Origin of the sequence: Borborobacter xinjiangensis (genome assembly GCF_047739745.1) — a bacterium.
Taxonomy (GTDB): Bacteria; Pseudomonadota; Alphaproteobacteria; order Rhizobiales; family Rhizobiaceae; genus Pseudaminobacter.
Map to the genome: position 1 here is coordinate 56,729 of NZ_JBLLVA010000022.1, position 23,793 is coordinate 80,521.

General features: G+C 62.1%; 20 protein-coding genes. 11 read left to right on the top strand and 9 right to left on the bottom strand.

Annotated features, from left to right (window positions below):
* Positions 1 to 85: 85 nt before the first annotated feature.
* The 8 genes from ACLKMW_RS19965 to ACLKMW_RS20000 all read left to right on the top strand — a co-directional run bounded on the left by ACLKMW_RS19965 (position 86) and on the right by ACLKMW_RS20000 (position 8,761).
* Positions 86 to 607: an A24 family peptidase gene (locus ACLKMW_RS19965; protein ID WP_415726267.1), complete on the top strand. Its 522-nt coding sequence runs from the start codon at positions 86 to 88 to the stop codon at positions 605 to 607.
* Positions 608 to 785: 178 nt separating this feature from the next.
* Positions 786 to 1,607, top strand: a complete 822-nt coding sequence (gene cpaB, locus ACLKMW_RS19970) for a Flp pilus assembly protein CpaB (RefSeq protein ID WP_415726268.1) — start codon at positions 786 to 788, stop codon at positions 1,605 to 1,607.
* Positions 1,604 to 3,178, top strand: a complete 1,575-nt coding sequence (locus ACLKMW_RS19975; protein ID WP_415726269.1) for a type II and III secretion system protein family protein — start codon at positions 1,604 to 1,606, stop codon at positions 3,176 to 3,178. The genes cpaB and ACLKMW_RS19975 overlap by 4 nt, the downstream gene beginning before the upstream one ends.
* A 14-nt stretch (positions 3,179 to 3,192) precedes the next feature.
* Positions 3,193 to 3,906, top strand: coding sequence for a CpaD family pilus assembly protein (locus ACLKMW_RS19980; protein ID WP_415726270.1), 714 nt, complete (start codon positions 3,193 to 3,195; stop codon positions 3,904 to 3,906).
* Positions 3,907 to 3,935: 29 nt separating this feature from the next.
* Positions 3,936 to 5,216, top strand: a complete 1,281-nt coding sequence (locus ACLKMW_RS19985) for an AAA family ATPase (RefSeq protein ID WP_415726271.1) — start codon at positions 3,936 to 3,938, stop codon at positions 5,214 to 5,216.
* Between the two features lie 30 nt (positions 5,217 to 5,246).
* On the top strand, positions 5,247 to 6,749 hold the full coding sequence (locus ACLKMW_RS19990; protein WP_415726272.1) for a CpaF family protein: 1,503 nt from the start codon (positions 5,247 to 5,249) through the stop codon (positions 6,747 to 6,749).
* A 10-nt stretch (positions 6,750 to 6,759) separates the two neighbouring features.
* Complete coding sequence (locus tag ACLKMW_RS19995) at positions 6,760 to 7,773, top strand: type II secretion system F family protein (RefSeq protein ID WP_415726273.1); 1,014 nt, start codon at positions 6,760 to 6,762, stop codon at positions 7,771 to 7,773.
* Between the two features lies 1 nt (position 7,774).
* Positions 7,775 to 8,761 (top strand): type II secretion system F family protein, encoded by a 987-nt coding sequence (locus tag ACLKMW_RS20000; protein WP_415726274.1) that lies wholly within the window; start codon positions 7,775 to 7,777, stop codon positions 8,759 to 8,761.
* Between the two features lie 165 nt (positions 8,762 to 8,926).
* On the opposite strand, the gene ACLKMW_RS20005 is transcribed toward ACLKMW_RS20000, so the two are convergent.
* Positions 8,927 to 9,754, bottom strand: coding sequence for a tetratricopeptide repeat protein (locus tag ACLKMW_RS20005; RefSeq protein WP_415726275.1), 828 nt, complete (start codon positions 9,752 to 9,754; stop codon positions 8,927 to 8,929).
* A 128-nt stretch (positions 9,755 to 9,882) separates the two neighbouring features.
* Between ACLKMW_RS20005 and ACLKMW_RS20010 the strand changes: the two genes are divergently transcribed.
* Positions 9,883 to 11,253 (top strand): leucyl aminopeptidase family protein, encoded by a 1,371-nt coding sequence (locus tag ACLKMW_RS20010; RefSeq protein WP_415726276.1) that lies wholly within the window; start codon positions 9,883 to 9,885, stop codon positions 11,251 to 11,253.
* Positions 11,254 to 11,404: 151 nt separating this feature from the next.
* Here the strand turns inward: ACLKMW_RS20010 and otsB are convergent, their stop codons facing one another.
* The 4 genes from otsB to ACLKMW_RS20030 form a co-directional block, all read right to left on the bottom strand.
* Positions 11,405 to 12,187, bottom strand: coding sequence for a trehalose-phosphatase (otsB, locus tag ACLKMW_RS20015; protein ID WP_415726277.1), 783 nt, complete (start codon positions 12,185 to 12,187; stop codon positions 11,405 to 11,407).
* Entirely contained in the window at positions 12,184 to 13,980 is a 1,797-nt protein-coding gene (locus ACLKMW_RS20020; RefSeq protein ID WP_415726278.1) for an alpha,alpha-trehalose-phosphate synthase (UDP-forming), read from the bottom strand. Before ACLKMW_RS20020 ends, otsB begins: the two co-directional genes overlap by 4 nt.
* Before the next feature lie 241 nt (positions 13,981 to 14,221).
* Positions 14,222 to 16,387 carry an amylo-alpha-1,6-glucosidase gene (locus tag ACLKMW_RS20025; protein WP_415726279.1) on the bottom strand — a complete coding sequence of 722 codons (2,166 nt, stop codon included), beginning with the start codon at positions 16,385 to 16,387 and terminating at the stop codon, positions 14,222 to 14,224.
* A 55-nt stretch (positions 16,388 to 16,442) separates the two neighbouring features.
* Positions 16,443 to 17,516, bottom strand: coding sequence for a glycosyltransferase family 4 protein (locus tag ACLKMW_RS20030; RefSeq protein WP_415726280.1), 1,074 nt, complete (start codon positions 17,514 to 17,516; stop codon positions 16,443 to 16,445).
* A gap of 152 nt (positions 17,517 to 17,668) precedes the next feature.
* Here ACLKMW_RS20030 and ACLKMW_RS20035 point away from each other — a divergent pair, with 152 nt between their 5' ends.
* Together ACLKMW_RS20035 and ACLKMW_RS20040 are read left to right on the top strand one after the other, a co-directional pair.
* On the top strand, positions 17,669 to 18,019 hold the full coding sequence (locus ACLKMW_RS20035; protein WP_415726281.1) for a MarR family winged helix-turn-helix transcriptional regulator: 351 nt from the start codon (positions 17,669 to 17,671) through the stop codon (positions 18,017 to 18,019).
* Positions 18,016 to 18,876 (top strand): C40 family peptidase, encoded by an 861-nt coding sequence (locus ACLKMW_RS20040; protein WP_415726282.1) that lies wholly within the window; start codon positions 18,016 to 18,018, stop codon positions 18,874 to 18,876. Before ACLKMW_RS20035 ends, ACLKMW_RS20040 begins: the two co-directional genes overlap by 4 nt.
* Here ACLKMW_RS20040 and ACLKMW_RS20045 read toward each other — a convergent pair.
* From ACLKMW_RS20045 to ACLKMW_RS20060, 4 genes are all read right to left on the bottom strand, one after another.
* The gene (locus tag ACLKMW_RS20045) at positions 18,873 to 19,814 is read right to left on the bottom strand and encodes a 2-hydroxyacid dehydrogenase (RefSeq protein ID WP_415726283.1); all 942 of its coding nucleotides are present in this window, start codon (positions 19,812 to 19,814) and stop codon (positions 18,873 to 18,875) included. The genes ACLKMW_RS20040 and ACLKMW_RS20045 overlap by 4 nt on opposite strands.
* An 84-nt stretch (positions 19,815 to 19,898) precedes the next feature.
* On the bottom strand, positions 19,899 to 21,530 hold the full coding sequence (locus tag ACLKMW_RS20050) for an ABC transporter ATP-binding protein (RefSeq protein ID WP_415726284.1): 1,632 nt from the start codon (positions 21,528 to 21,530) through the stop codon (positions 19,899 to 19,901).
* Entirely contained in the window at positions 21,527 to 22,663 is a 1,137-nt protein-coding gene (locus ACLKMW_RS20055) for an ABC transporter permease (protein ID WP_415726285.1), read from the bottom strand. The genes ACLKMW_RS20050 and ACLKMW_RS20055 overlap by 4 nt, the downstream gene beginning before the upstream one ends.
* Positions 22,663 to 23,763, bottom strand: coding sequence for a microcin C ABC transporter permease YejB (locus ACLKMW_RS20060; protein ID WP_415726286.1), 1,101 nt, complete (start codon positions 23,761 to 23,763; stop codon positions 22,663 to 22,665). Before ACLKMW_RS20060 ends, ACLKMW_RS20055 begins: the two co-directional genes overlap by 1 nt.
* Between the last annotated feature and the right edge of the window lie 30 nt (positions 23,764 to 23,793).

Consider the following 23,793-nt stretch of genomic DNA (forward strand, 5'->3'; position numbering starts at 1 on the left):
TTGTTTCGCATGCATTCCGGGTCATCAATCCTTAATGGGATGGGTGCAGACTGGCGGCCGTTTCAGTCCTAGCGGTGTGGGCGTCATGCTTGTCGCGTCGATCTTCGTCGTCTTTCCATTCTGCATGCTCTTTGCCGCGATTTCCGATATGCTTTCCATGACGATCGCCAACCGGGTGTCGCTGCTTCTGGTTGCCGTGTTCGCGGTTGTCGCCCCGCTGACCGGCATGGAGTGGTCGGTCTACGGATTGCATTTCGCGGCAGGCGGCATCGTCCTTGCTGCCACCTTCGCTTTGTTCGCCATGGGCGGCATGGGCGGCGGCGATGCGAAGCTTCTCGCAGCATCCGCGCTGTGGATGGGACTGAACGTCCAGTTGGTGGAATATCTCGTTTTCTCGGCCTTCCTCGGTGGTGTGCTGACCCTGGCCATACTGAGCTACCGCAATTCCGCCATATCGGTGTTCACCAGCCGGAACATGTTCATGCGCAACTTTTCCGAGAGCGCGGGTGGCATACCCTACGGCATTGCGCTCGGCATCGGCGGCCTGATCGTCTATCCCAAATCGCCCCTCATGGTCTGGGCCCTGACGCAACTGGCGGCTCAATAACTTGCCTCGAACCGCTTGCGATCGCTTGCCGAAGGCGAGCGTCGATCCCGCATGTCTGCACGCCGGCGCGCTTGTAAACTTTAAATTAATCACGATCGTAAGGCATGTATTAACCTTAATTTGACGATTTGCATTGCAGTGTCCGCCGTGGGTTCGAGGGTTAGCAAGGGCGGGCGAGATGGCTGCATCCCGATTGATCATACTTGGCGTGGCGGTGGCCGCGGCGAGCGGTGCGGGGTACGTTGCCAAGAACATGGCATCGCTTGCCCCGCAGGAAGCGGCTGTCGATGCCGGTCCGCACGAGCCTTCGATCCAGCTCGCCGATGTCCTTGTCCTGTCAGCGGACGTGCCGATGGGTGCGCCTACTGACGGCCATCTTTCCTGGCAGCCATGGCCGGCCGACGGCATCAACGCGAACTTCGTTACCCGCGCGGCCGATCCGGAGGCCATAGAAAAATTGAAGGGCTCGATTGCCCGTGTCGCCATGTACAGCGGCGAGCCGCTGCGCCGCTCCAAGCTGGTCGGCGAAGGGCAGGGCTTCCTGTCTTCGCTGCTGCCGTCCGGCAAGCGGGCCATCGCCACGCGCATCGCCGCCGATACTTCCGCCGGTGGTTTTATCCTTCCCAATGACTTCGTCGACGTCATCATGACGCGGCGCGTCGACAGCGGGTCGGAGGGCGGCGGGGCCGGTTTCGTAACCGAGACCATCCTGAAGAACATCAAGGTCCTGGCAATCGACCAGGCCATCCAGGAAGACGAAGAAGGTCGTCGCGTCAAAGTCGGCGAAACGGCGACGTTGGAGCTTACACCCCAGCAGGCCGAGATCATCACCGTCGCCCAGCAGATGGCCGACCGCCTGACGCTCTCCTTGCGTTCGATCGCCGACGCGCAGGAAAAATCCGATGGCGAGGCCGACTACCTCGTTTCCGGCAACGGGCGGCGCGGCACCGTGCGGCTGATCAAATCTGGCGAAGTTTCCGAAGTGAGGGCAAGGAAATGAGGTCGAACAAGGCGATGCCGCGCATCTCGGCCCTAAGCGCCCGCCGTGCCGCAAGGGCCGCGACCAGCCTTGCCGCCGCCTGCGCGCTGCTTGTTGCCGGCGGCGGGTTTGGTGGAAACATCGCAGCCGAAGCGGCGGGCAAGGCCGCTATCGGCTCTTCCACCAAGTCCAGCCAGCGCATCAAGCTCGGCCTCAACAAATCCATCGTCATCGATTTGCCGGCCGACGCTTACGACATTCTCGTGGCCAATCCCGCCGTTGCCGATGCCGTCACCCGGACGTCGCGCCGCATCTATCTCTTCGGAAAATCGGTCGGCGAAACCAACATCTTCGTCTTCGGCTCCAACGGCGAGCAGATCGTCAGCATGGAGCTTGCCGTCGAGCGCGACGTGGCCGGTCTGGAGGACTATATCAGGCGCTTCATCCCGACATCCGACATCAAGGTCGAGCTTCTCAATGACAACGTAGTTCTGACCGGCACCGTCGAGACGCCGCTCGACGCCAAGCGGGCCGAGCAACTGGCGACGATCTTCGTCAGCGGCGGTGAAGCGACCACCGGTCAGTATTCGCAGACCGCCTCGGGCGGCTCGTCGAATGGCGGCGTCGATATCGACAACCCCGATGCCGAGCGCCGCGTCAGCCAGATCGTCAACCTGCTGCAGATCGTCGGTGAGGATCAAGTCACGCTGAAGGTCACCGTTGCCGAAGTCAGCCGCAACGTCATGAAGCAGCTCGGCGTCAACATGATCGCCAGCAATAGCAGCAATGGCATCGCATGGGGGGCGATCAGCGACAGCATTCCGGGCCTGGGCAAGCCGCTGTCGGCCTCGCAGGTGTCGCTCGGGACATCGATAATCGACGCCTACATAAATGCGATGGAGCAGGCAGGCGTAATGAAGACGCTCGCCGAACCCACATTGACTGCCGTATCCGGCGAGAAGGCCACCTTCAAGGTCGGCGGCGAGTTCAATCTGGTAACCAACCAGAAATCGGAAGAAGAGGGAGGCATCGTCTACGAGATCGAGAAGCTGGAATATGGCATTGGCTTGGAGTTCCAGCCGGTCGTTCTGTCCCCCGGGCGCATCAGCCTGAAAGTTCGGACCCAGGTTTCCGAGCCGACCAACGAGGCTTCCGTTTCCCTGTCCGGCGGCTTCCAGCGTGGTCGCGCCTTCAACAATCCGGGCATGACGGCTTTGTCGATACGCAAGCGGCTGGCCGACACGACGGTCGAACTGCCTTCCGGCGGCTCGATGATGATTGCCGGCCTGGTTCGCGACGATGTTCGCCAGGCGGTCAACGGCCTGCCCGGTCTTTCGAAAATTCCGGTGCTCGGCACGCTGTTTCGCAGCCGCGACTTCGTCCGCAACGAAACCGAACTCGTCATCATCGTGACGCCCTATCTGTCGAAGCCGGTGGCTCGCAATGCGCTGGCCAGGCCCGACGACAATTTCAATGCCGCCAGCGATGGCGCGGGCATGTTCCTGGGCAAGGTCAACCGCGTCTACGGCACCATGCAGACGGATAAGCCGAACGGCCGGTATCACGGCGTCGTCGGCTACATTTACAAGTGAGCGGGGAACGGGGCATGTCCAAGGCAACGGTTGATACCAGGGCAGCAGCAGCCACAAGGCGCGCCATGCCGATCGCGGCGATCCTCGCCATCGCGCTGCTCTCGGGCTGCGCTGCCAGAACCGACAGCGTCACGGTTGGCGCCATTCCGGACGACTACCGCACCAACCATCCGATCGTGATCGCCGAGAAGGAGCAGGTGCTCGACCTGCCGGTAGCGGCGAGCGAACGCGGAATGACGCGCGTGCAGAAGGTGGCGCTGCAAGGCTTCCTGGCCGACTACGACAGGAGTGCTGCCCCGGTCGTCACCATCCTCGTACCGTCGGGAACCCCGAACGCGGTGGCAGCCAGCGAGGCGGGCCGTGATTTCGCGCGCTTCGCCAGGGCACGCGGCGTACCGGACGGCCGCGTCATCGTCTCGTCCTACCAGCCTGTCTCGCCGGACGTGTCGGCGCCGATCCGTGTCGCCTACGCGGCGATGAAGGCGCAGACCGGCCCCTGCGGCCGCTGGCCGGCCGATGTTCTCGATACCAGCGAAAACAAGCACTATGCGAATTTCGGCTGCTCCTACCAGAACAACCTCGCCGCACAGATCGCCAATCCCGCCGATCTCCTCGGACCTCGCCAGCAGACGACCATCGACGCGGAGAACCGCAGCAAGGTCATCGATGTCTATCGTGACAGGGAAATTGCGAAGGAATTCTTCGACGTGTCGGAAGTGGATTATTGAGCCGCGCAGGGCTTGGAAAGAGCTTGACGATGAACACTCTCGCCTATGACACCCATGCCGATGGAGACGACGATCAGCCCGACGTCGCCGCCATGAGTGCGCTGCGCCCGGTGCCGCGCATCTCCATCCAGGCGTTCTGCGAAACCGATGGAGTTGCCAGCCCTATCGAGCGGGCCGGCGAAGACCGCCGCATGGCCAAGGCTCATCTCAAGGTGCATATGGGCGGGGTGGCGACGGCCATCGAGTTCTATCAGTCGGCGCCGACGCCGAATCTGATCATCCTGGAATCGCGTAGCGAGCCCAAGGCGCTGCTCGAATCGCTGCGCCAGCTTTCCGAACACTGCGATCCGAGTTCGAAAGTGGTGATCATCGGCCACTACAACGATATCGGCCTCTACCGGGAGCTGATCCGCGCCGGCATCTCCGAATATGTGGTGGCGCCGGTTTCGATGGCGGACGTCGTCAGCGTCATTTCCTCGATCTTCGTCGATCCCGATGCAGAGCCGATCGGGCGATCGATCGCCTTCATAGGCGCCAAGGGTGGGGTCGGCTCCTCGACCATCGCCCACAACGTCGCCTGGAGCATGTCGACCCTGTTCAGTTCAGAGGTAGTGGTTGCCGACCTCGATCTGGCTTTCGGCACGGCCAATATCAATTTCGATCAGGACCCGGCCCAGGGCATCGCCGAAGCGGTCTTTTCGCCGGAGCGGATCGACGAAGTCTATCTCGACCGGCTGCTGGCGCAGTGCGCCGAGCGGCTGTCGCTGCTTGCCGCGCCGTCGACGCTCGACAGGGTCTATGATTTCGATCCGGAAGCCTTTTCACACATCATCGACACCGCGCAGCGCAGCGCGCCACTGCTGGTGCTTGACGTGCCGCATATCTGGAGCGGCTGGTCGAAGAGCACGCTGACGAAAGCCGACGATATCGTCATCACGGCGACGCCCGAGCTTGCCAATCTGCGCAACACCAAGAACCTTATCGACATGCTGAGGAAGCTGCGCCCGAATGACGGCCCGCCGAAGCTGATCCTCAACCAGGCGGGCGTTCCCAAACGGCCAGAGATTTCCGCCGCCGAATTTGCCGAGCCTCTGGGCATAACGCCGATGGCCGTCATCCCATTCGAGCCGCTCTTGTTCGGAAACGCGTCCAACAATGGCCGCATGCTTGGCGAAATGGACGCCAAAAGCCCGATCGTCCAGATCATCGGTGAAATTTCGCACATCCTCACGGGCCGCAGCGAAATCAAGGCAAAGAAGAAGTCCGGTTTGAGCGGATTGCTTGGCAAGTTGAAGCCGAAAAAGAAATGACGTTTCGCACGGCGGAGCTGGTAGTCGATCATGTTTGGTAGAAGAGGCAACGACGAGGGAACCCGCAGGCCGCCGGAATTCCGCACGCCTGCCGCCGCTACGCCGCCAGCCGCGGCAACCCTCGACGCCACGCCGAAGCAACCGGTTCTGGAGGCGCGCTCGGCGGCCGCAGCTCCCCCACAGCCGCGCCGCGGCGTCGACGCCCCGCCACCGCTCGCCCCTGAGCCCCGCCGCGCGCCGCGCGAGCGCAGCGAGAGCTATTACGACACCAAGTCGCAGGTATTTTCCGCGCTGATCGACACGATCGATCTGTCGCAGCTTGCCAAGCTGGACGCCGACAGCGCGCGCGAGGAAATCCGCGACATCGTCAACGATATCATCGCGATCAAGAATTTTGCGATGTCGATTGCCGAGCAGGAGGAACTGCTCGAAGACATCTGCAACGACGTGCTCGGCTATGGGCCGCTGGAACCGCTTCTGGCGCGCGACGACATCGCCGACATCATGGTCAACGGCGCCAAGCAGGTCTTCATCGAGGTCGGCGGAAAGGTCGAGCAGACCGGCATCCGATTTCGCGACAATCAGCAGCTCTTGAACATCTGCCAGCGCATCGTCAGCCAGGTCGGCCGTCGCGTCGACGAGTCGAGCCCGATCTGCGATGCGCGCCTGCCCGACGGATCGCGCGTCAACGTCATTGCACCGCCGCTCGCCATAGACGGCACGGCGCTCACCATCCGCAAGTTCAAGCGCGACAAGCTGACCCTAGATCAGCTCGTGCGGTTCGGCGCGATCTCGCCGCAGGGCGCGGAGGTGCTGAAGATCATCGGCCGCGTGCGCTGCAATGTCATTATTTCCGGCGGCACCGGCTCCGGCAAGACGACGCTCCTGAACTGCCTGACGAACTATGTCGATCGCGACGAGCGCGTCATCACCTGCGAGGATTCGGCCGAGCTCCAGCTACAGCAGCCGCATGTCGTGCGGCTCGAGACGCGCCCGCCGAACCTCGAAGGCGAGGGCGAGGTGACGATGCGCGATCTCGTCAAGAATTGCCTGCGCATGCGTCCCGAACGCATCATCGTCGGCGAGGTGCGCGGGCCGGAGGTGTTCGACCTGCTGCAGGCCATGAACACCGGTCACGATGGCTCGATGGGCACCATCCACTCCAACAGCCCACGCGAATGTCTGAACCGCATGGAGGCGATGATCGCGATGGGCGGCTATTCGCTGCCGCAGAAAACGGTTCGCGAAATCATCGTCGGATCGGTTGACGTCATCATCCAGGCCGCGCGCCTGCGCGACGGTTCGCGCCGCATCACCCATGTCACCGAGGTTATCGGCATGGAAGGCGACGTCATCATCACGCAGGACCTGCTCCTCTACAACATCAAGGGCGAGGACGCATCCGGACGGCTGCTTGGGGAGCATGTCTCGACCGGAATCGGGCGCCCGCATTTCTGGGATCGGGCGCGATATTACGGAGAGGAACAGCGCCTCGCCACCGCGCTGGAAGGCATGGAAAAGCAGGCGGGCTGAAAGACGGCGCATGTTCGGCATCGACAACATGGTACTGGTCTTCATCGCGCTGGCGGGCGTGAGCGCCGGCGCGGTTGCCTATGCGTTCCTGTTCAAGTCGATCGAAAGCGAAAAGAAGACCGGCCGGCGCCTGGAGTCGATCAAGAATGCTGAAACGGATCGATCCGTGGTCAAGGCTGCCCGTGACCGGGCGAGCGAAGCCAACAAGCGCCGCAAGTCGATCCAGGATTCGTTGAAGGAGCTCGACGAAAAGCAGAAGGACAAGGACAGGAACATCAAGAAGCCGCCGCTGAAGGTGCAGATCCGTCAGGCGGGCCTGCAACTAACGGTTGAGCGCTTTTATCTCTACTCCTTCATCTGCGGGCTGGTGCTGACCGCTTTGGCCTTCGTGACCGGGGTGCCGCTGATCGTGCTGCCGGGCGTGCTCGTCGCGGGCATCCTGGGCGTGCCTCGCTGGGCCGTGTCGTTCCTGCGCAAACGCCGCGTCAAGAAGTTCCTGAACGAATTTCCCAACGCACTCGACATCATCGTGCGGGCAGTCAAATCCGGTCTGCCGCTGAACGATGGCATCAGGCTCATCGCCAATGAATCGCCCGAGCCGGTCAGGTCCGAATTTCGGCGGATCGTCGAGAGCCAGCAACTCGGGCTTTCAATTCCCGACGCCGCGATGCGCATGGGGGAAACCATGCCTTGCCCGGAAGCCGGTTTCTTCGGCATCGTCATCCAGATTCAAAGCCAGGCCGGCGGCAATCTGTCGGAGGCGCTGGGCAACCTTTCGCGCGTGCTGCGCGACCGCAAGAAGATGAAGGCCAAGGTGCAGGCGCTGTCGATGGAAGCGAAGGCGTCCGCGGTGATCATCGGAGCCTTGCCCTTCGTCGTGGCCCTTCTCGTCTATCTGTCGAGCCCCACCTACATCATGCCGCTGTTCACCACGAGCACCGGCCATATCATCCTCGGCATCTCCGCGATCTGGATGTCGATTGGCATCTTCGTGATGCGCAAGATGATGAATTTCGAGGTCTAGCATGACGGATCAGGTCATCAAGTCGATCACCGACCCGGCTTTCCTGATCGCGCTGCTGGTGGCGATCGCCGTTTTCGCCACTGTGTTCACCGTCATGCCGTCGTTCAGCGGAAACCAGCTCAAGGCGCGGATGAAATCGGTGGCGCTGGAACGCGACGAGCTTCGCGCCAGGCAACGTGCGCGACTGGCTGCCGAGGCAGACCGGCGGCGCAAGGGTCTGCGCGAAGAGCAGTCGCTCGGCATGCGCAAGATCGTCGACAGGCTCGATCTCAAGCGCGCGCTTGCCGACGAGAACACGATCAACAAGCTCAAGGTCGCCGGTTTTCGCGGCCAGAATCCGTTGACCAAATTCCTGTTCTTCCGCCTCGTGCTGCCCTTCGTCGGATTTGGGCTCGCCGGCATCTATGTGCTCTTTCTTGGGGGGCTTGCCGAGCAGCCGCCCTTCATGAAACTGTTCGTCTGCATACTTGCCGCCTATGCCGGCTTCTATGCGCCCAATCTCTACGTCAGCAACCGGGCTGGCAAGCGCAAGCAATCGATCCAGACAGCCTGGCCGGACGCGCTCGACCTGATGCTGATCTGTGTCGAATCCGGCATGTCGATCGAGGCAGCCATTCGCAGGGTTGCCGACGAGATCGGGTCGCAGTCGGTGGCGCTGGCAGAGGAACTGATCCTGACCAATGCGGAGCTTGCCTATCTGCAGGAGCGCAAGCAGGCCTATGACAATCTGGCCAGCCGAACCGGACTGGAGTCCGTCAAATCGGTGGCGCAGGCGCTGGTGCAGGCCGAACGCTACGGAACGCCGGTGGCGCAGGCGCTGAGGACCCTTGCCAACGAAAGCCGCGAGATGCGCATGAACGCCGCCGAGAAGAAGGCTGCCGCGCTGCCGCCGAAGCTCACCGTGCCGATGATCCTGTTCTTCCTGCCGGTGCTTTTTGCCATTATTCTCGGCCCCGCCGGCATGCAGTTCAGCCAAAGCGGTTTCTGAAGTTTTCCAAACAAAAATGAGGGCCGCGCGAACCCGCACGGCCTTCTTGCTGTAACCGGATGGTCAGAGCATCGGACCGAAAAGTGGAATCCGGTTTTCGGAAAGATCCGATGCTCTGACAAAGAGATAGATCGACAACATGCGTCTGTCAGGACGCACGTCGATCTAGTTGGTATTCGTCTCCGGCTTGTTGCCGTCTTCATTCTTGAGCTGGTTCCAGGCGTTCTGCTGGGACAGCATGTTGCGCAGATAGGCGACATTGGCCTGGGCCTGTTCTGGCGAGAGTTCTTCGCGGGCGATCTTTTCCGCCTCGTCGAACCGGCCCTGCAGGCCGACCACGAGAGCGAGGTTCTGGCGCACGCGACTGTCGGCGCCGGGCGCTTGGGCGGCCGAGCGCATGTAGGTCTCGGCCGTTCTGAGGTCACCTTCCAGAACGTAGGACATGCCAAGATTGGAAAGGACCGAGGGTTCGTTCGGCTTCATGTCCAGAGCCTTGCGGTAAAGCTGGCGTGCCTGGGCAGCCTGTCCCATCTGGTCGAGGATCGCGCCTTCGGCCGAAACGAGCTTCCAGTCGGGATATTCGGGCGTCTGCGCCCGACGCACCGCGTCGAGCGCGGGTTCGAGCTGGCCGACGGCGGCGAGCGCCTTGCCATAGGCTGCGAGCACGTCCCGGTCTTTGGGCAGCGCGATGGCAAGCTTGCGCATGACGGCCAGCGCCTGATCTTGCCTACCGCTCATTTGCAGCACGCCGGCATAGCTCAGCGCCGTCGATTTATCGTTGGTGTTCTGGGAATAGGCCTTGCCCAACGAAGCCGCCGTCGAGTTCAGTTCCGCCGAGGACATGTTCTCGATCGACTTGGCCGAGGGCCGCGAAATCGATCCTGTCGACATCTTGTCGGTCGCGCATCCGGCGACGCCTGCCGCAAGCATCAGCGTGAAAACGGTGACCAGCATGCGCTTGCCGGTTGCGTTGCGCGTACGATTGGTCAACATCGGCGCCAGATCTCCATCCGTCCCAATGGCTTTCCAGCCATTTTCCCATTGGAGCAATATTCCGTTAACCCTAACGGATCGTTAAGACGACGCTGCCACCCGCAATGAACATGCAAGGGAAAACATCGATGCCACTCCAGCTTGTTGAACAGCCCGGCAAAGGATCGCGACCGGTCTATCTCGTCGCGAAAGGCGCGCTGGAAGATTGCGCGGCCGGGGAGGCGGCGGTGGTCTGGGCCCGCCAGAACGGGTTTTCCGGCGACGCGGGCCAGACCGTTCTGGTGCCTGCCGCCGACGGTTCGGTGGCCGGAGCGCTGTTTGGCATTGGCAATGGCGATAGGGACGGGCTTGCCCTGGGCTCGCTTGCCAGGAGCCTCCCGCAGGGCGACTGGCATTTCGCCACGCCTCCGCAGAAGCCCGGCCTCGCCGTGCTCGGGCTCGCACTCGGCGGCTATGCTTTTACGCGATATGGCAAGAAGCCCGGCACCGACCTTCGCTTCGGCGTTCCCCAGGGGGCCGATCTGGCGCATGTAAGCCGTATCGCCGACGGCGTTTTCCTGGCACGCGACCTCGTCAACACGCCGACGAACGACATGGGCCCGGAAGCGCTCGAGGAGGCAGCCGGTGCGCTGGCCATGCGGCACAAGGCGGCAATTTCCGTCATCAAGGGCGATGAACTGCTAAAGCAGAATTTTCCCATGATCCATGCGGTCGGCCGGGCTTCCGCCGAAGCCCCGCGTCTCATCGATCTTACCTGGGGCGAGAAGAATGCACCGAGGATTACGCTGGTCGGCAAGGGCGTCTGCTTCGATACGGGCGGCCTCGACATCAAGCCGGCGAGCGGCATGTTGTTGATGAAGAAGGACATGGGCGGCGCGGCCAATGTGCTTGGCCTTGCCTCGATGATCATGAGCGCTGGCCTGAAGGTCAGGTTGCGCGTGCTTGTTCCTGCCGTCGAGAACGCGATTTCGGCCAACGCCTTCCGTCCGGGAGACGTGCTGACCAGCCGCAAGGGCACGACGGTCGAGATCGGCAACACGGATGCCGAGGGCCGCCTCGTCCTCGCCGACGCGCTGACGCTGGCCGACGAGGAAGCCCCCGGCCTGCTGATCGACATGGCGACCCTGACGGGAGCCGCCCGTATCGCGCTCGGGCCGGACATCGCACCCTTCTACACCAATGACGAGGCGCTGGCGGCGGACCTTTCCGATGCCTCGACAGAGGTCGATGACCCGCTGTGGCGCATGCCGCTCTGGGCCCCTTACGACGCGAAGCTTTCCTCGAAAGTGGCCGATATGAACAATGTCACGACCGACGGCTTCGCAGGCTCGATTACGGCTGCGCTTTTCCTGAAGCGCTTCGTCGAGAAGGCGTCGGGGTGGGCGCATTTCGATATTTTTGCCTGGAACCCGACTGAGCGGCCGCACGGCCCGATAGGTGGCGAGGCACAGGGCATACGCGCGCTGGAACAGGTGCTGTCGAAGCGCTACGGAGCCTGAGTCACGCAACCGGGGTGTTTCGTCGCTGCAACCGCAATCGACGAACCTCCTCCAGAGCATCGGACCGAAAAGTGGAATCCGGTTTTCGGAATGATCCGATGCTCAATCGAAGTGTTAGTGCGTCCTATTGGACGCACGGGCCGGCGTCAGATCAGCCCACGGGCGGAGAATTTTTCTCCAGTATCTCTTCGCGCAGCCACGCATGGGCCGCGGCCACGTCGGTCAGGAAATGATGGGCCGCGGTTTCCGATTTCGGACGTATCCGGATTGAAATGCCGCCAAGCTCGTTGATCATCTCGAAGCCGCATTCGTCGGACGTGTCGTCACCAAGGAAGATCGGGCGCCGGCCCGTGAAGGGCTCCATTGCCATGAAGCGCCGGATGGCGGCACTTTTCATCGCCTCCAGCGGCATCAGTTCGACGCCGACATTTCCCGCCTCCATCCGGTATCCGGCGGAGAGACCGGGAAGTGCGATTTCCGCGGCTTTCTTGACTGCGGCGAGCGCATTGGGCGCGGCGCGCGTATGGATCGCAAGCACAGGGCCCTTGCGCTCGATGTAGACGCCTGCCGGGCCGAACTCCGCTTCCATTTCGGCGGCCAGCGCCGCGATATCCTCCGGCTCCTTTGCTTCCTCGACCTCGCCATCGCGCTCCAGCCGGTGCTCGAGGCCATAGAGACCGGCCGCGCGTAATTTGAGCGGCGAAAAGAGCTTGTCGATCGCACCGACGGAACGGCCGCTGATGAAGGCAAGCGCTCCTCCGAGGCGTCGTTCAAGACTGGTAAGCAATTCACGCAACTCGGCGGTTACCGACACTGCGTCTGGATGATGGGCATGTTCAAGAAGTGTCCCGTCGATGTCGAGGAAGAGCGCCCAGTTGCCGTCGCTCGGCAGCTTCAGTGTCTCTTGACGGTTTTGGGTATTTACGTAGTTCACCTGGCTGCACCTCTCGTTCTGTCCAGAAGCGATATGACATTGTCGGCCTGCCCGGAGGAGGGCGGTTGACTGGTTACTTCATTCAACTCGTTGCGTTTGCGCAGGCGCGCGGCATCCACAAGCATGCTGCCTGCCCAGCGATAGACGTTGTTGCCGCGAACCATCTCGCGCATGCGCCGCATGCGTTCGCGCTGCTCGTCGGCGGACATGGTCAGTCCGTGCAGCAGCGCCTCGCCCACGGCGGTAGGGTCGTAGGGGTTGACGACGATCGCCTCGAGCAGCTCGCGCGAGGCTCCCGCGAAGGTGCTGAGCACCAGGACGCCCTGTTCGTCGTCGCGGGCCGCGACGAATTCCTTGGCAACGAGGTTCATGCCGTCATGCAGGCTGCTGACCACGCAGATGTCGGCTGCGCGATAAATACGGCAGATGTCCTCCTGCGTGTGGTGCTCGTCGAGCAGGATGATGGGCCGGTAATCCCCCCTCGCGTAGCGCTCGTTGAATTCCTCGACATAACGCAGGCAGTCCTCGTGAAGCTGCCGGTATGCGGGCAAGGTGCCGCGGCTCGGCGCGGCGATCTGCAGGAAAACCACGCGGCCGATCCATTCGGGATGGGTTCGGAACAACTCCTCGAACGCCATGAAGCGGTCGACAATGCCCTTGGTGTAGTCCATCCGCTCAACGCCGATGCACAGACGTGTCTCAGGCGCGAGGCCGAAACGCTGGAGCACTTCGCGCCGGCATTCCGAAACCGGCGGCAGATTTTCCAGGCTGGTCGGCGGCCATTCGATCGAAATCGGATAGGCATGAACCAGCGTCGTTTCGCCATGATACGAGATCGAGGCATCTTCCCGCTCGATACGGCTTTCCAGGAACCGATCGACGCTTTCGGTGAAATTGTTGCAGTGGAACTGGATATGGAAGCCGACGATGGAACTGCCGAGCAGCCCGTCGAGCACCTTCTCGCGCCATGGACAGATGCTGAACACTTCCGAGTTCGGCCAGGGAATGTGCCAGAAGGTGATGATGATCGCATCGGGCAGACGCTGGCGGATCATCCGCGGCAGCAGCGCGAAATGATAATCCTGGATAAGGACGATCGGCCGCTCGTTCTGTGCTTCCTCCACCACGATGTCGGCGAATTTCTGGTTCACCGCCTCGTACATCTCGAAGTCGGATGCACGGAAGATCGGGCGGGTAAAGGCAATGTGGCACAAGGGCCAAAGGCCGTCATTGGCGAAGCCGTAATAATAGCCCTGCTGCTCCTCCTCGCTCAGCCAGACCCGGCGCAGCGTATAGGCCGGCCGGTCCGGCGGAACCTGAATGCGGTCCTTGTCGTCGACCGTGAGGTGGTCGGCCGAACCGCCCCCATGTGCGATCCAGGTTCCCGAACAGGCGCGCGTCACCGGTTCCAGCGCCGAGACGAGGCCGCTGGCGGGCACCAGCAGTTTCACTTCACCGTCCACGAGATTGTGTATGTAAGGCTCTCGATTCGACACGACGATGACTTGTGCGTCAGGCAGTTCGGTCTTCAGAACCTGACGTAGCGTCTCGGGCGACCAGTTGATCAGCACGTCGTCGACGGAGCGGCTGTTTTTTTCGAACTCATGCAGGAGCTTGCGCGCCTGGTCGAGAACCGGATCGGTGTTTACGGGTGCCGCTGCAGATTGGGCCCGTCGCGAGCGCCAGATGAGCGCGGCCGAAAGGCTGACTGCCACCACCGACAGCAGCAGGCTGAAAATCGTCCAGAGCTCGTAGCTGTAAAGATCGAGAAAACCTGAGTCGGGCGGGTTCATGGCTGGCGCTCCCTAGGGGATGGGAGCGCCGATAGTTGCGTGGACACGTGATACTTTCTCCAATGCGGTCGGACATTCTCTAACCGAAGCGGCTCGTTCATCCCGAAGGATGTCTTCGGAGACTGAACGAACGCCATGTTCTTGCTGATAGGTTCCGAACGCCTGCGAGGACGAAGGGTTCCAGCTTTCGTCACGAAGTTTTCGGAAAAATGCCCGCGAACTGCCCGAATTTGGTTTTGGATCAAGATCGCAGTATGACTGGCGCGGGGCTCTCGTTCGGCGCCTGCAGATCGGCGATCACGCGGTCGCCGACGCGTTGGAACGTGAGATCGTAAGTCGATTCCCCGACGCTGAGACGCCGCACCGTCAACTGGTCGATGCCGATCGGCAGTCTGGGTTGGTCGACCTGCACGTCGCCGCGCCAACCGTCGATACGAAAACCCAGACATGCCTGCATGAGCATGAACACCGACCCCGACGACCAGGCCTGAGGCAGGCACGCGACCGGATAGGCGATCGGGGCCTCGCCCGGCGCGCGGGAAAAGCCGCAGAACAGTTCAGGCAGGCGCATGTTGAAGTGAACGGCGGCCTCAAAGGTGTTGCTCATCAGCCTGACGACGCCGTCGCGATTACCGTAACGGGCAAGGCCGGCCGCGCAGATTGCCGTGTCGTGCGGCCAGATTGAGCCGTTGTGATAAGACATCGGATTGAAGAATATCTCGTCGTCGGCCAGCGTGCGGATGCCCCAGCCGGTATGGAATGGAGCGGCGAGGAGCTGTTCGGCGACACGCTGCGCTCGTTGCACGGTGGGCAACCCGACAAAAAGCAAATGCCCGACATTCGAGGTGCGAACCTGGCAGGGCAGGCCGTCCCCGTCGATCGCGAGAGCATAGAATTCGCGGTCTTCCATCCAGAAGGAATTCTCTACCGCCATGCGCATTTTTTCCGCCCGCTCGTGCCACTCGGCCGCCAGTCGATGGTCGCCTCGGCGCTCGGCGAGGTCGGACAGGCCGCTAAACGCGGCATAGACATAGCCCTGCACCTCGACCAGCGCGATCGGACCTTTGGGGATGCGGCCGTCGGCGTGGAAGACGGAATCGAAGCTGTCCTTCCAGCCCTGGTTGGCGAGCCCGGATTCGGCCGCGCGGCGATAGGTCACGAAGCCGTTCGGATCGCGATCAATCGCCTGCTCCATCCATTTCGCGGCGGCGGTGATCGACGGCCACAACATGTCGATGAAGTCCATGTCACCGGTGCGATTGGCATAAGCGCAGGCCAGGTAGACATAGAGGGGCGTGGTATCGACGCCGCCATAATAGCGGCCGAACGGCAGTTCCCGCAGGATCGCCATTTCACCCTTGCGGGTTTCGTGCATGATCTTGCCGGGTTCCGAGTCGCTGAACGGCGATATTTCCGTCGCCTGGTGCTGCGCCAGAAAGGCAAGAACGCCGCGCGCCAATCCCGGATTGATCCAAAGCATCTGCAGCGCCGAGATCACCCCGTCGCGACCGAAGGCCGTCGAAAACCAGGGTATGCCGGCATAGGGATAGGGACCGGTGGCAAGATCGGTGGTAAGCAGCGCTATGTCGGCGCGTGCGCGTGACAGCCAATCGTTGTAGACGCGGCCGGAACTGTGGACTGCCGCACCATGGCGCCGCTTCGCCCGCATGCCGAAACGGGCGCGCGCAGCCGCTGCGCGGAACCGGCGGCGCTCCGGCTTCTGCGGTGTCTTTCCGACTTCGATGAACAATGTCTCGCGGGTACGCTTCGGCAGCCGCAGCAGGAAGTCGGCACGGCTTCCGGTAAGTCGCGCCGGAGTGCGTGAAAAGGAGATGGTCGATTCGCGCAGCACCTCATCCAGCCCCTGATAGCGCATGGTTACGCTATCGGTGCCGGCTTCAGCCTCGAGCGCGCTGCCGCGCTGCTTGCGCGTCGATCCGCGAACCTCGAACATATCGCGGAAGTCAGCCGCAAAACATAGCGACAGCGGTAACAGCACTTCGCGTTCGCCGTAGTTCGACAACGCGATGCGCTCGAACATGCGGTCTTCCCAGATCAGACGGGTACGCTCGATGTGGACGACGCCCTGGCGGGTTTCCCGCCCCTCGGCGGAAGGCAGGGGCAGATTGGTGAGATTTGTCCGGAACAGCATATTGTCTTGGCTGAGCGATGCGCCGAGCAGCGATGGTGGCCTGCCGCCGATCATCAGCCGGAATTGCGACAGGACCCTTGTGTCTTCGAGAAACAGCCCGTCACCGCTGCCGCGTATATCGCCATAGGCATCCGCGACCATGAAGCAATCGCCATGTTTGAGCGCAAACAGCCGGTGCGGCTCACGCGGGGGTGTGTCGTCGAAAGACGACAGCGCTATCGCCGGGTCGAGTGTTCTCTCATCGAGTTGCGACATGGCTCATCTCCATTGCGAGAACTTAATGCTCGATAGGGCCAAAATAGGGTCCGGTTCAGCCGTGAACCGCGTTCACGGGCGCCGCCGGCTTGCCGCCCGCCAGCCGCGCATAGATATCCGCATAATCTCGGGCCATGCGCGAGGCCGAGAAGCGGCGTTCGAATGTGGCGCGGATCGCATGGCGGTCGAGCCCGTCAAGCCTAGCGACGGCGGATACTGCTGCATCGACCGAATCGACAATGAACCCAGTCGTCCCGTCATCGACGATTTCGGACATCGCGCCCGCGTTCCAGACGATTACCGGCGTGCCGCAGGCCATCGCCTCGATCACCACGAGTCCGAACGGTTCGGGCCAGTCAATGGGGAAAAGAAGGGCTGCAGCGTTGCCCAGGAACGCTTCCTTCGCATCCTCGCCGATCTCCCCGACATATTCGACCTGCGTGCCATCGATCAGCGGTTTGACGATTTCGGCGAAATATTCGCGGTCGTCCCTGCCCACCTTGGCGGCGATCTTCAATTTCATGCCTGACTTGATCGCGATCTCTATGGCCCGGTCAGGGCGCTTGTCGCGCGAAAGCCGTCCGAGGAATGCCAGATAACCGGCATTCGGGGCGAAGCTTGCCGGCGGACGGTAAAGATTGGGAGGCATGCCATGGTGAACCGTCCCGACCCAGTTTGCCTCCTGAAGCTGGCGCCGCTGGTTGTGGGAGATCGAAATCATCGGAAAGGTCGGCCAGCGCCGGTACGCGCCGGCAAGATCCCTGTAGTCGAGGCGGCCATGCGGCGTCGTCACCGTCCGCTCGGGCATGTGCTCGAAAAAGGGAAAATGCATGAAATGGCTGAGATGGAAATGCATGATGTCGAATTCGCCGGCATGGCGGCGCACTTCGTCCAGCATGGAGAATTGGGCGGCGATGTCGGATTTCAGCGGATCGGGATCGAGCCGCAGCGGCTGGTCCCGTACCGATACCAGACGGGCTTTTGTATCGGCATCGGCACTGGAAAACAGGGTCACGTCGTGACCCATCCCAACCAGCTCGTCGACGAGATAGTGGATGATGCGCTCGGTTCCTCCATAAAGTTTAGGCGGCACGGATTCATAAAGAGGCGCGATATGGGCGATTCTCATTCGGGTCTCGGCATTCATCGTCGGGACTCATGACGAACGCCCAGGGGCGCATCTCGTTGCATCGAAGTTGAAGCCACTGCGGGCTTGACCTTCCTCCCGACGCAGGGATGATCTGAAACGGAAGCGAAACGATTTCGATCCATGCTCACGCCATGGCGGTGCATCTGCGTCCAACTCAGGCCCTGCGTCTCTGGCAACAGGTCATGTTGTCGGAGGTGCATGCGGCTGCGCCCGACCTGACCCTGCGCCAGACCGCCATCCTGCTGACGATCTATCTCGATCCGCCGCCGCATACGGTGCGCGGCCTTGCCGCCAGGCTCGGTGTCAGCAAGCCGGTGATAACGCGCGCGCTCGATACGATGGGCGCGCTGAAACTGGTGTCGCGCCATCGCGATGAACTCGACCGGCGCAATGTTCTGGTCAGGCGAACGGTGGACGGCGCGCTCTATGTCGAGCGCTTTGGCGATGCTATCATCGCCAAAGCAATGGAGTTGCCGATTTGACCAGTCTCGAAGCGCGCCTGCATGCCTTCCGCGCCGACCTCGCCGACGTCCGGCTGAAAGGCGAAGTGCCGGCCGAACGTTATGTCGAGGGCAGGGCGGCCCGCATCGTTGCCGGCGTGGCCGACGTGCGGAAGAAGCCGCACGCTGATGCCGGCCTCGATACACAATTCCTGCGCGGCGACGACATTCTTGTGTTCGACGAAGCCGATGGGTGGGTCTGGGCGCAGGCCATTCATGACGGTTACGTCGGTTATATTGACAGCGCGTCGGTCGGCGCACGCGAAGGCGAGCCGACGCATCGCGTCTCTGTCCCGCGTACCTTTGTCTATCCAGAACCGGATTTGAAATATCCCCGTTGCGGCGAACTCTCGATGGGCTCGGCCATTGCCGTTGTCGACTTCGCCGAAACGCGTGGCACCCGTTATGCGGTCCTGTCCTCCGGCGGAGCGGTTGTTGCAGGACATCTGCGGCCCGCCGCCGAGATTTTCGAGGATTTCGTCTCGGTCGCCGAGACGCTTCTCCATACGCCCTACCTCTGGGGCGGTGTTTCCGGTTTCGGCATCGACTGTTCGGGCCTCGTACAGCTTGCCATGCGCATGGCGGGCAGGAACGTTCTGCGCGACACGGATATGCAGGCGGCAGGCATCGGCGAACCGATCGTGCCCGGAGCGGGCTTCTCCGGCCTGCGGCGTGGCGACCTCGTGTTCTGGAAAGGGCATGTCGCTATCATGACCGATGCCGAAAACATCATTCATGCAAGCGGCCATACCATGATGGTGTCGCGCGAGGGGCTTGTGCAGGCCATCGAACGCATCGGCTATCTCTATGGCGGGCCGACCGTCTTTCGGCGGCCCTAATACTGCATCTGGCGGTCGACCACGTTCCGCAACGGTTCGCCACGCTCGAACGCGTCCATCTGCGCCAGCATCGGCGCCACCAGATGCGCCGGGTCCGAAGTGGCCGCCGCATGCGGCGTCACGAATACCCTGGGGTGCGCCCATAGCGGGCTGGTCTTGGGCAGTGGTTCTACCTCGAACACGTCGAGACTGGCTTCCTTGAGCGTGCCGTCGTCGAGTGCGCGTAATATGTCGGCGTCTTTCTGCAAGCGTCCGCGTCCGGCATTGATCAGCACGGCGCCGCCGAGTCCGTTCGCCCGCCGCAACTGTCTCAGTACCTTGTAGTTTACGATGCCGCGCGTTGCCGGCGTCAGCGGCAAGAGCACAACAAGAATGTCGGTGGCGTTGAGGAAGGGGACAAGCCCGGCTTCACCGCCGAATGTCTCCACGCCTTCCATCGGCCGGCCGGTCCGCCCCCAGCCGTTGACGCGAAAGCCAAGCGCCAGCAGTGCCCTTGCCGCCGCGCGACCGAGTTGGCCGAGTCCCATGATGCCGACGGAAATGTCTTCGGCCGCACGCTGCGGGGGCTCGTGCCAGATCTTCTTGTTCTGCTGGCTTCGATAGAGCATGCCCTGGCGGTGATGATCCATCACCCGCCAGACGATATAATCGGTCATGTGGCCGGCAAGATTGTCGGCGACCACCCGCACGATGGGCGCTTCGGGCAGGCCGGGATCATTGAACAGATGGTCGACCCCGGCGCCGATGGAGAAAACGGCCCTGAGATTGGGTAGCCTGGCAAGGATATTGGGCGGCTGCTTCCACACCACGGCGTAGGTTATCGACGGATCGGCCGGACCGTCCGGCGCAAGCACCACCTCGCGCTGCGCCGACAAAAGCTCATGCCAGCGCTGCGGGTTGAAGCCCGTAACCGAGAGCAGGATACGTCCCTTGTCCATCTCCACCGCCTCTGTCGTATTTGTACCCTGATTTTCCTGAAGGATCACCCCGCGCCAAGCCGGCACGGCGGCAGGACCGCGATTTCATTCGCTAACGACACCCGCCGGCGCGGTTTCGATCCTGAACGCCGCTGAAATGAGCGCGCGCGTATAGTCGGACTGCGGGCGTTCGAAAATCTGCTCGGACGGTCCCGACTCCACGATCCTGCCATTGCGCATGACGATGACGTCATTGGCCAGCGCCCGCACCACTTTCAGGTCATGGCTGATGAAGAGGTACGCCAGGTCGTGCCTGGCCTGCAGATTGCGCAGCAGGTCCACCACCTGCGCCTGCACGCTCATGTCCAGCGCGGAAGTCGGCTCGTCCAGCATGACGAAGCGCGGCTTCAGCACCATGGCGCGCGCAATCGCAATGCGTTGGCGCTGGCCGCCGGAAAATTCGTGCGGATAGCGAAACCGGGTCTCGGGATCGAGGCCGACTTCCCTGAGCACATCGACAACCCGAGTGTCGCGTTCATCGTCGGTCAGCCGCGGTTCGTGGATTTTCAGCCCCTCTTCGATGATTTCCGAGACCGACATGCGGGGGCTGAGCGAGCCGTAGGGGTCCTGGAAGACGATCTGCAACTCGCTGCGCAAAGGACGCATCTCGTTGAAGGACAGCCTATTGATATCGCGTCCGTCGAAGCGGATCGTACCGTCGGACGAGATCATGCGCGCGAGCGCCAGCCCGAGCGTCGTCTTGCCTGAGCCGGATTCGCCGACGACGCCGAGCGTCTGGCCGGCGCGCACCGTCACATCGATACCGTCGACCGCCTTCACATGGTCTACCGTCTTGCGGAAGAAGCCCTTGCGGATCGGGAACCACACCTTGACGTCTTCGCCGGCCATCACCGTAGCGGCGCCAGCATCGGCTGCAGGTGGTTTGCCTTTGGGCTCGGCGGCAAGCAGGTGGCGAGTGTATTCGTGCTGCGGATTGTCGAAAATCGCCGCCGTCGGGCCGGTCTCGACGATCTTGCCGCCGGTCATCACGCAGACCCGGTCGGCGATCTTGCGCACGATGCCCAGGTCATGGGTGATGAACAGCATCGACATGCCGTTCTTGCGCTTCAGCCCGTCGAGCAGTTCAAGGATTTGCGCCTGCACGGTAACGTCGAGCGCCGTCGTCGGTTCGTCGGCGATCAGGAGCACCGGCTCGTTGGCGAGCGCCATGGCGATCATGACGCGCTGGCGCTGGCCCCCGGAAAGCTGATGCGGATAGGCGCCGAGCCGCTTTTCCGGCTCGCGAATGCCGACCTCGTTCAGCAGCGTCAGCGTGCGGGCGCGCGCCTGCTTGTCGCCCATGCCCTGATGCAGCTTGAGGATTTCGACGATTTGCTGCTCGATCGTGTGGAGCGGATTGAGCGACGTCATCGGCTCCTGGAAGATCATGGTGATCTTGTTGCCGCGCACCCGCCGAAGCTGGTTCTCGTTCATCGCCAGCAGGTCGGCACCCTCGAACAGGATTTCGCCGGACGGATGGCTGGCGGCGGGATAGGGCAGCAGCTTCAGCACCGAGAGCGCGGAAACCGACTTTCCCGAGCCGGATTCGCCGACCAGCGCCACCGTTTCGCCCTTGCCGATGTCGAAGGAGATGCGGTCGACCGCCGTCTGGCTGCGGCCACCCTGCGTAAAGGCGACGGAAAGATCGCGCACGGAAAGAAGGGGCGTTGCGCTCACCGGAATGTCTTTCTGGGATCGAAGGCGTCGCGGGTTGCCTCGCCGATGAAGATCAGGAGCGACAGCATCAGTGAAATTACCACGAAGCCTGATATGCCGAGCCATGGCGCATTGAGGTTGCGCTGGCCCTGCTTGAGCAGTTCGCCAAGCGAAGCCGAGCCCGGCGGCAGGCCGAAGCCGAGGAAATCCAGCGCCGTCAGTGTGGTGATTGAGCCGTTCAGAATAAAGGGCAGAAAGGTCAGCGTCGCCACCATGGCATTGGGAAGCAAATGGCGGAACATGATGGTGCGGTTGGGCACGCCGAGTGCGCGCGCGGCGTTGACATATTCGAAATTGCGGGCGCGCAGGAACTCGGCCCGTACAATGCCGACGAAGCTGACCCAGGAAAACAGGAGCATGATGCCGAGCAGGATGAAGAAGCCCGGTGGCAGGATCGCCGCGATGATCAGGAGCAGATAGAGCACCGGGATCGCCGACCAGATTTCGACGAAACGCTGGAAGACGAGGTCGGTCAGCCCGCCGAAATAGCCCTGTACCGCGCCTGCCGACACGCCGAGAACGGCCGAGCCTGCCGTCAGGATAAGCCCGAACAGCACCGAAACCCGAAATCCGTAGATAACGCGCGAAAGCACGTCGCGGGCCTGGTCGTCGGTGCCGAGCCAGTTCCAGTTGCCGACGACGCAGTTCGGGTCGTCGACGCCCTGTGGGTAGCGCTGGCAACGCTCCTCGGCCGTGTACATCCACGAGGGTTTTGCAGGAGCGGCTTGCGGTATCTCGTTATTGACCGTGCGATAGTGATAGCGCACCGGCGGCCAGATCATCCAGCCATTCGCCTCGATCTCGTCCTTGATCACCGGGTCGCGATAGTCGGTGACGGCGAGGAAGCCGCCGAATTTTTCCTCCGGATAGTCGATCAGCACCGGAAACAGGACCTCCCCCTTATAGGAGGCGAGAATCGGCCGGTCGTTGGCGATGAACTCGGAAAACAGCGACAGCACGAACAGGATGAGGAATATCCAGAGGGACCAGTAACCGCGCCGGTTCGCCTTGAAATTCTGCCAGCGGCGCTGGTTGAGCGGCGACAGCGAGGGGCGCCGCGCCGCCTCCTTTCCGGTAAATTCGGCAACCGACATCAGACCTCCCTCCGCTCGAAATCGATGCGAGGGTCGATCCATGTGTAGGTGAGGTCCGAGATCAGGCTGATGACCAGGCCGATCAGCGAGAAGATGTAGAGATTGGCAAAGACCACCGGATAGTCGCGGTCGAGAATGGAGCGGAAACCGAGCAGGCCGAGGCCATCGAGCGAGAAGATGTTTTCGATCAGCAACGAGCCGGTGAAAAAGGCCGAAATGAAGGCGCCCGGAAAGCCGGCGATGACGATCAGCATGGCGTTGCGGAACACATGCCCGTAGAGCACCTGCCGCTCGGTCAGCCCCTTGGCGCGCGCCGTCACGACATATTGCTTTCGGATTTCGTCGAGGAAGGAATTCTTGGTGAGCAGCGTCGTGGTGGCGAAGGCCGAGAGCACCAGCGCGGTCAGCGGCAGCGTGATATGCCAGAGATAGTCAAGTATCTTCCCGCCCAGCGACAACTGGTCGAAATTGTCGGAGGTGAGCCCGCGTAGTGGAAACCAGTCATAGAACGAGCCGCCGGCAAACAGCACCATCAACAGGATGGCGAACAGGAAGCCGGGAATGGCATAGCCGACGATGACGACGCCGCTGGTCCAGACGTCGAAGGCCGAGCCGTCCTTGACCGCCTTGCGGATGCCGAGCGGGATCGAGATCAGATAGGATAGCAGCGTCACCCACAGGCCGATGGTGATCGACACCGGCATCTTCTCGATGATCAGGTCGAGTACGCTTATGTCGCGGAAATAACTCTGGCCGAAGTCGAGCCGGATATAGTCCCACAGCATGCCGAAAAAGCGCTCGAGCGGTGGCTTGTCGAAGCCGAACTGTTTTTCCAGCTTGGCGATGAATTCAGGGTCGAGGCCCTGCGCGCCGCTATATTTGGACGACGTGACGCCGCCGACATCGAAGTTGGTCCCGCCTGAATCGCCTCCTCCACCGGATATGCGGTCGCTCGAGTCGCCGCCCTGTCCGGTCAGTTTGGCAATCACCTGCTCGACCGGCCCGCCCGGCGCGAACTGGATCACGGCGAAGGAAATCGCCATGATCCCGAACAGGGTCGGGATCATCAAAAGCACGCGCCGCAGAATATAGGCGCCCATCAGTCCTGAACTCCGGCTTCGGACCCGTGA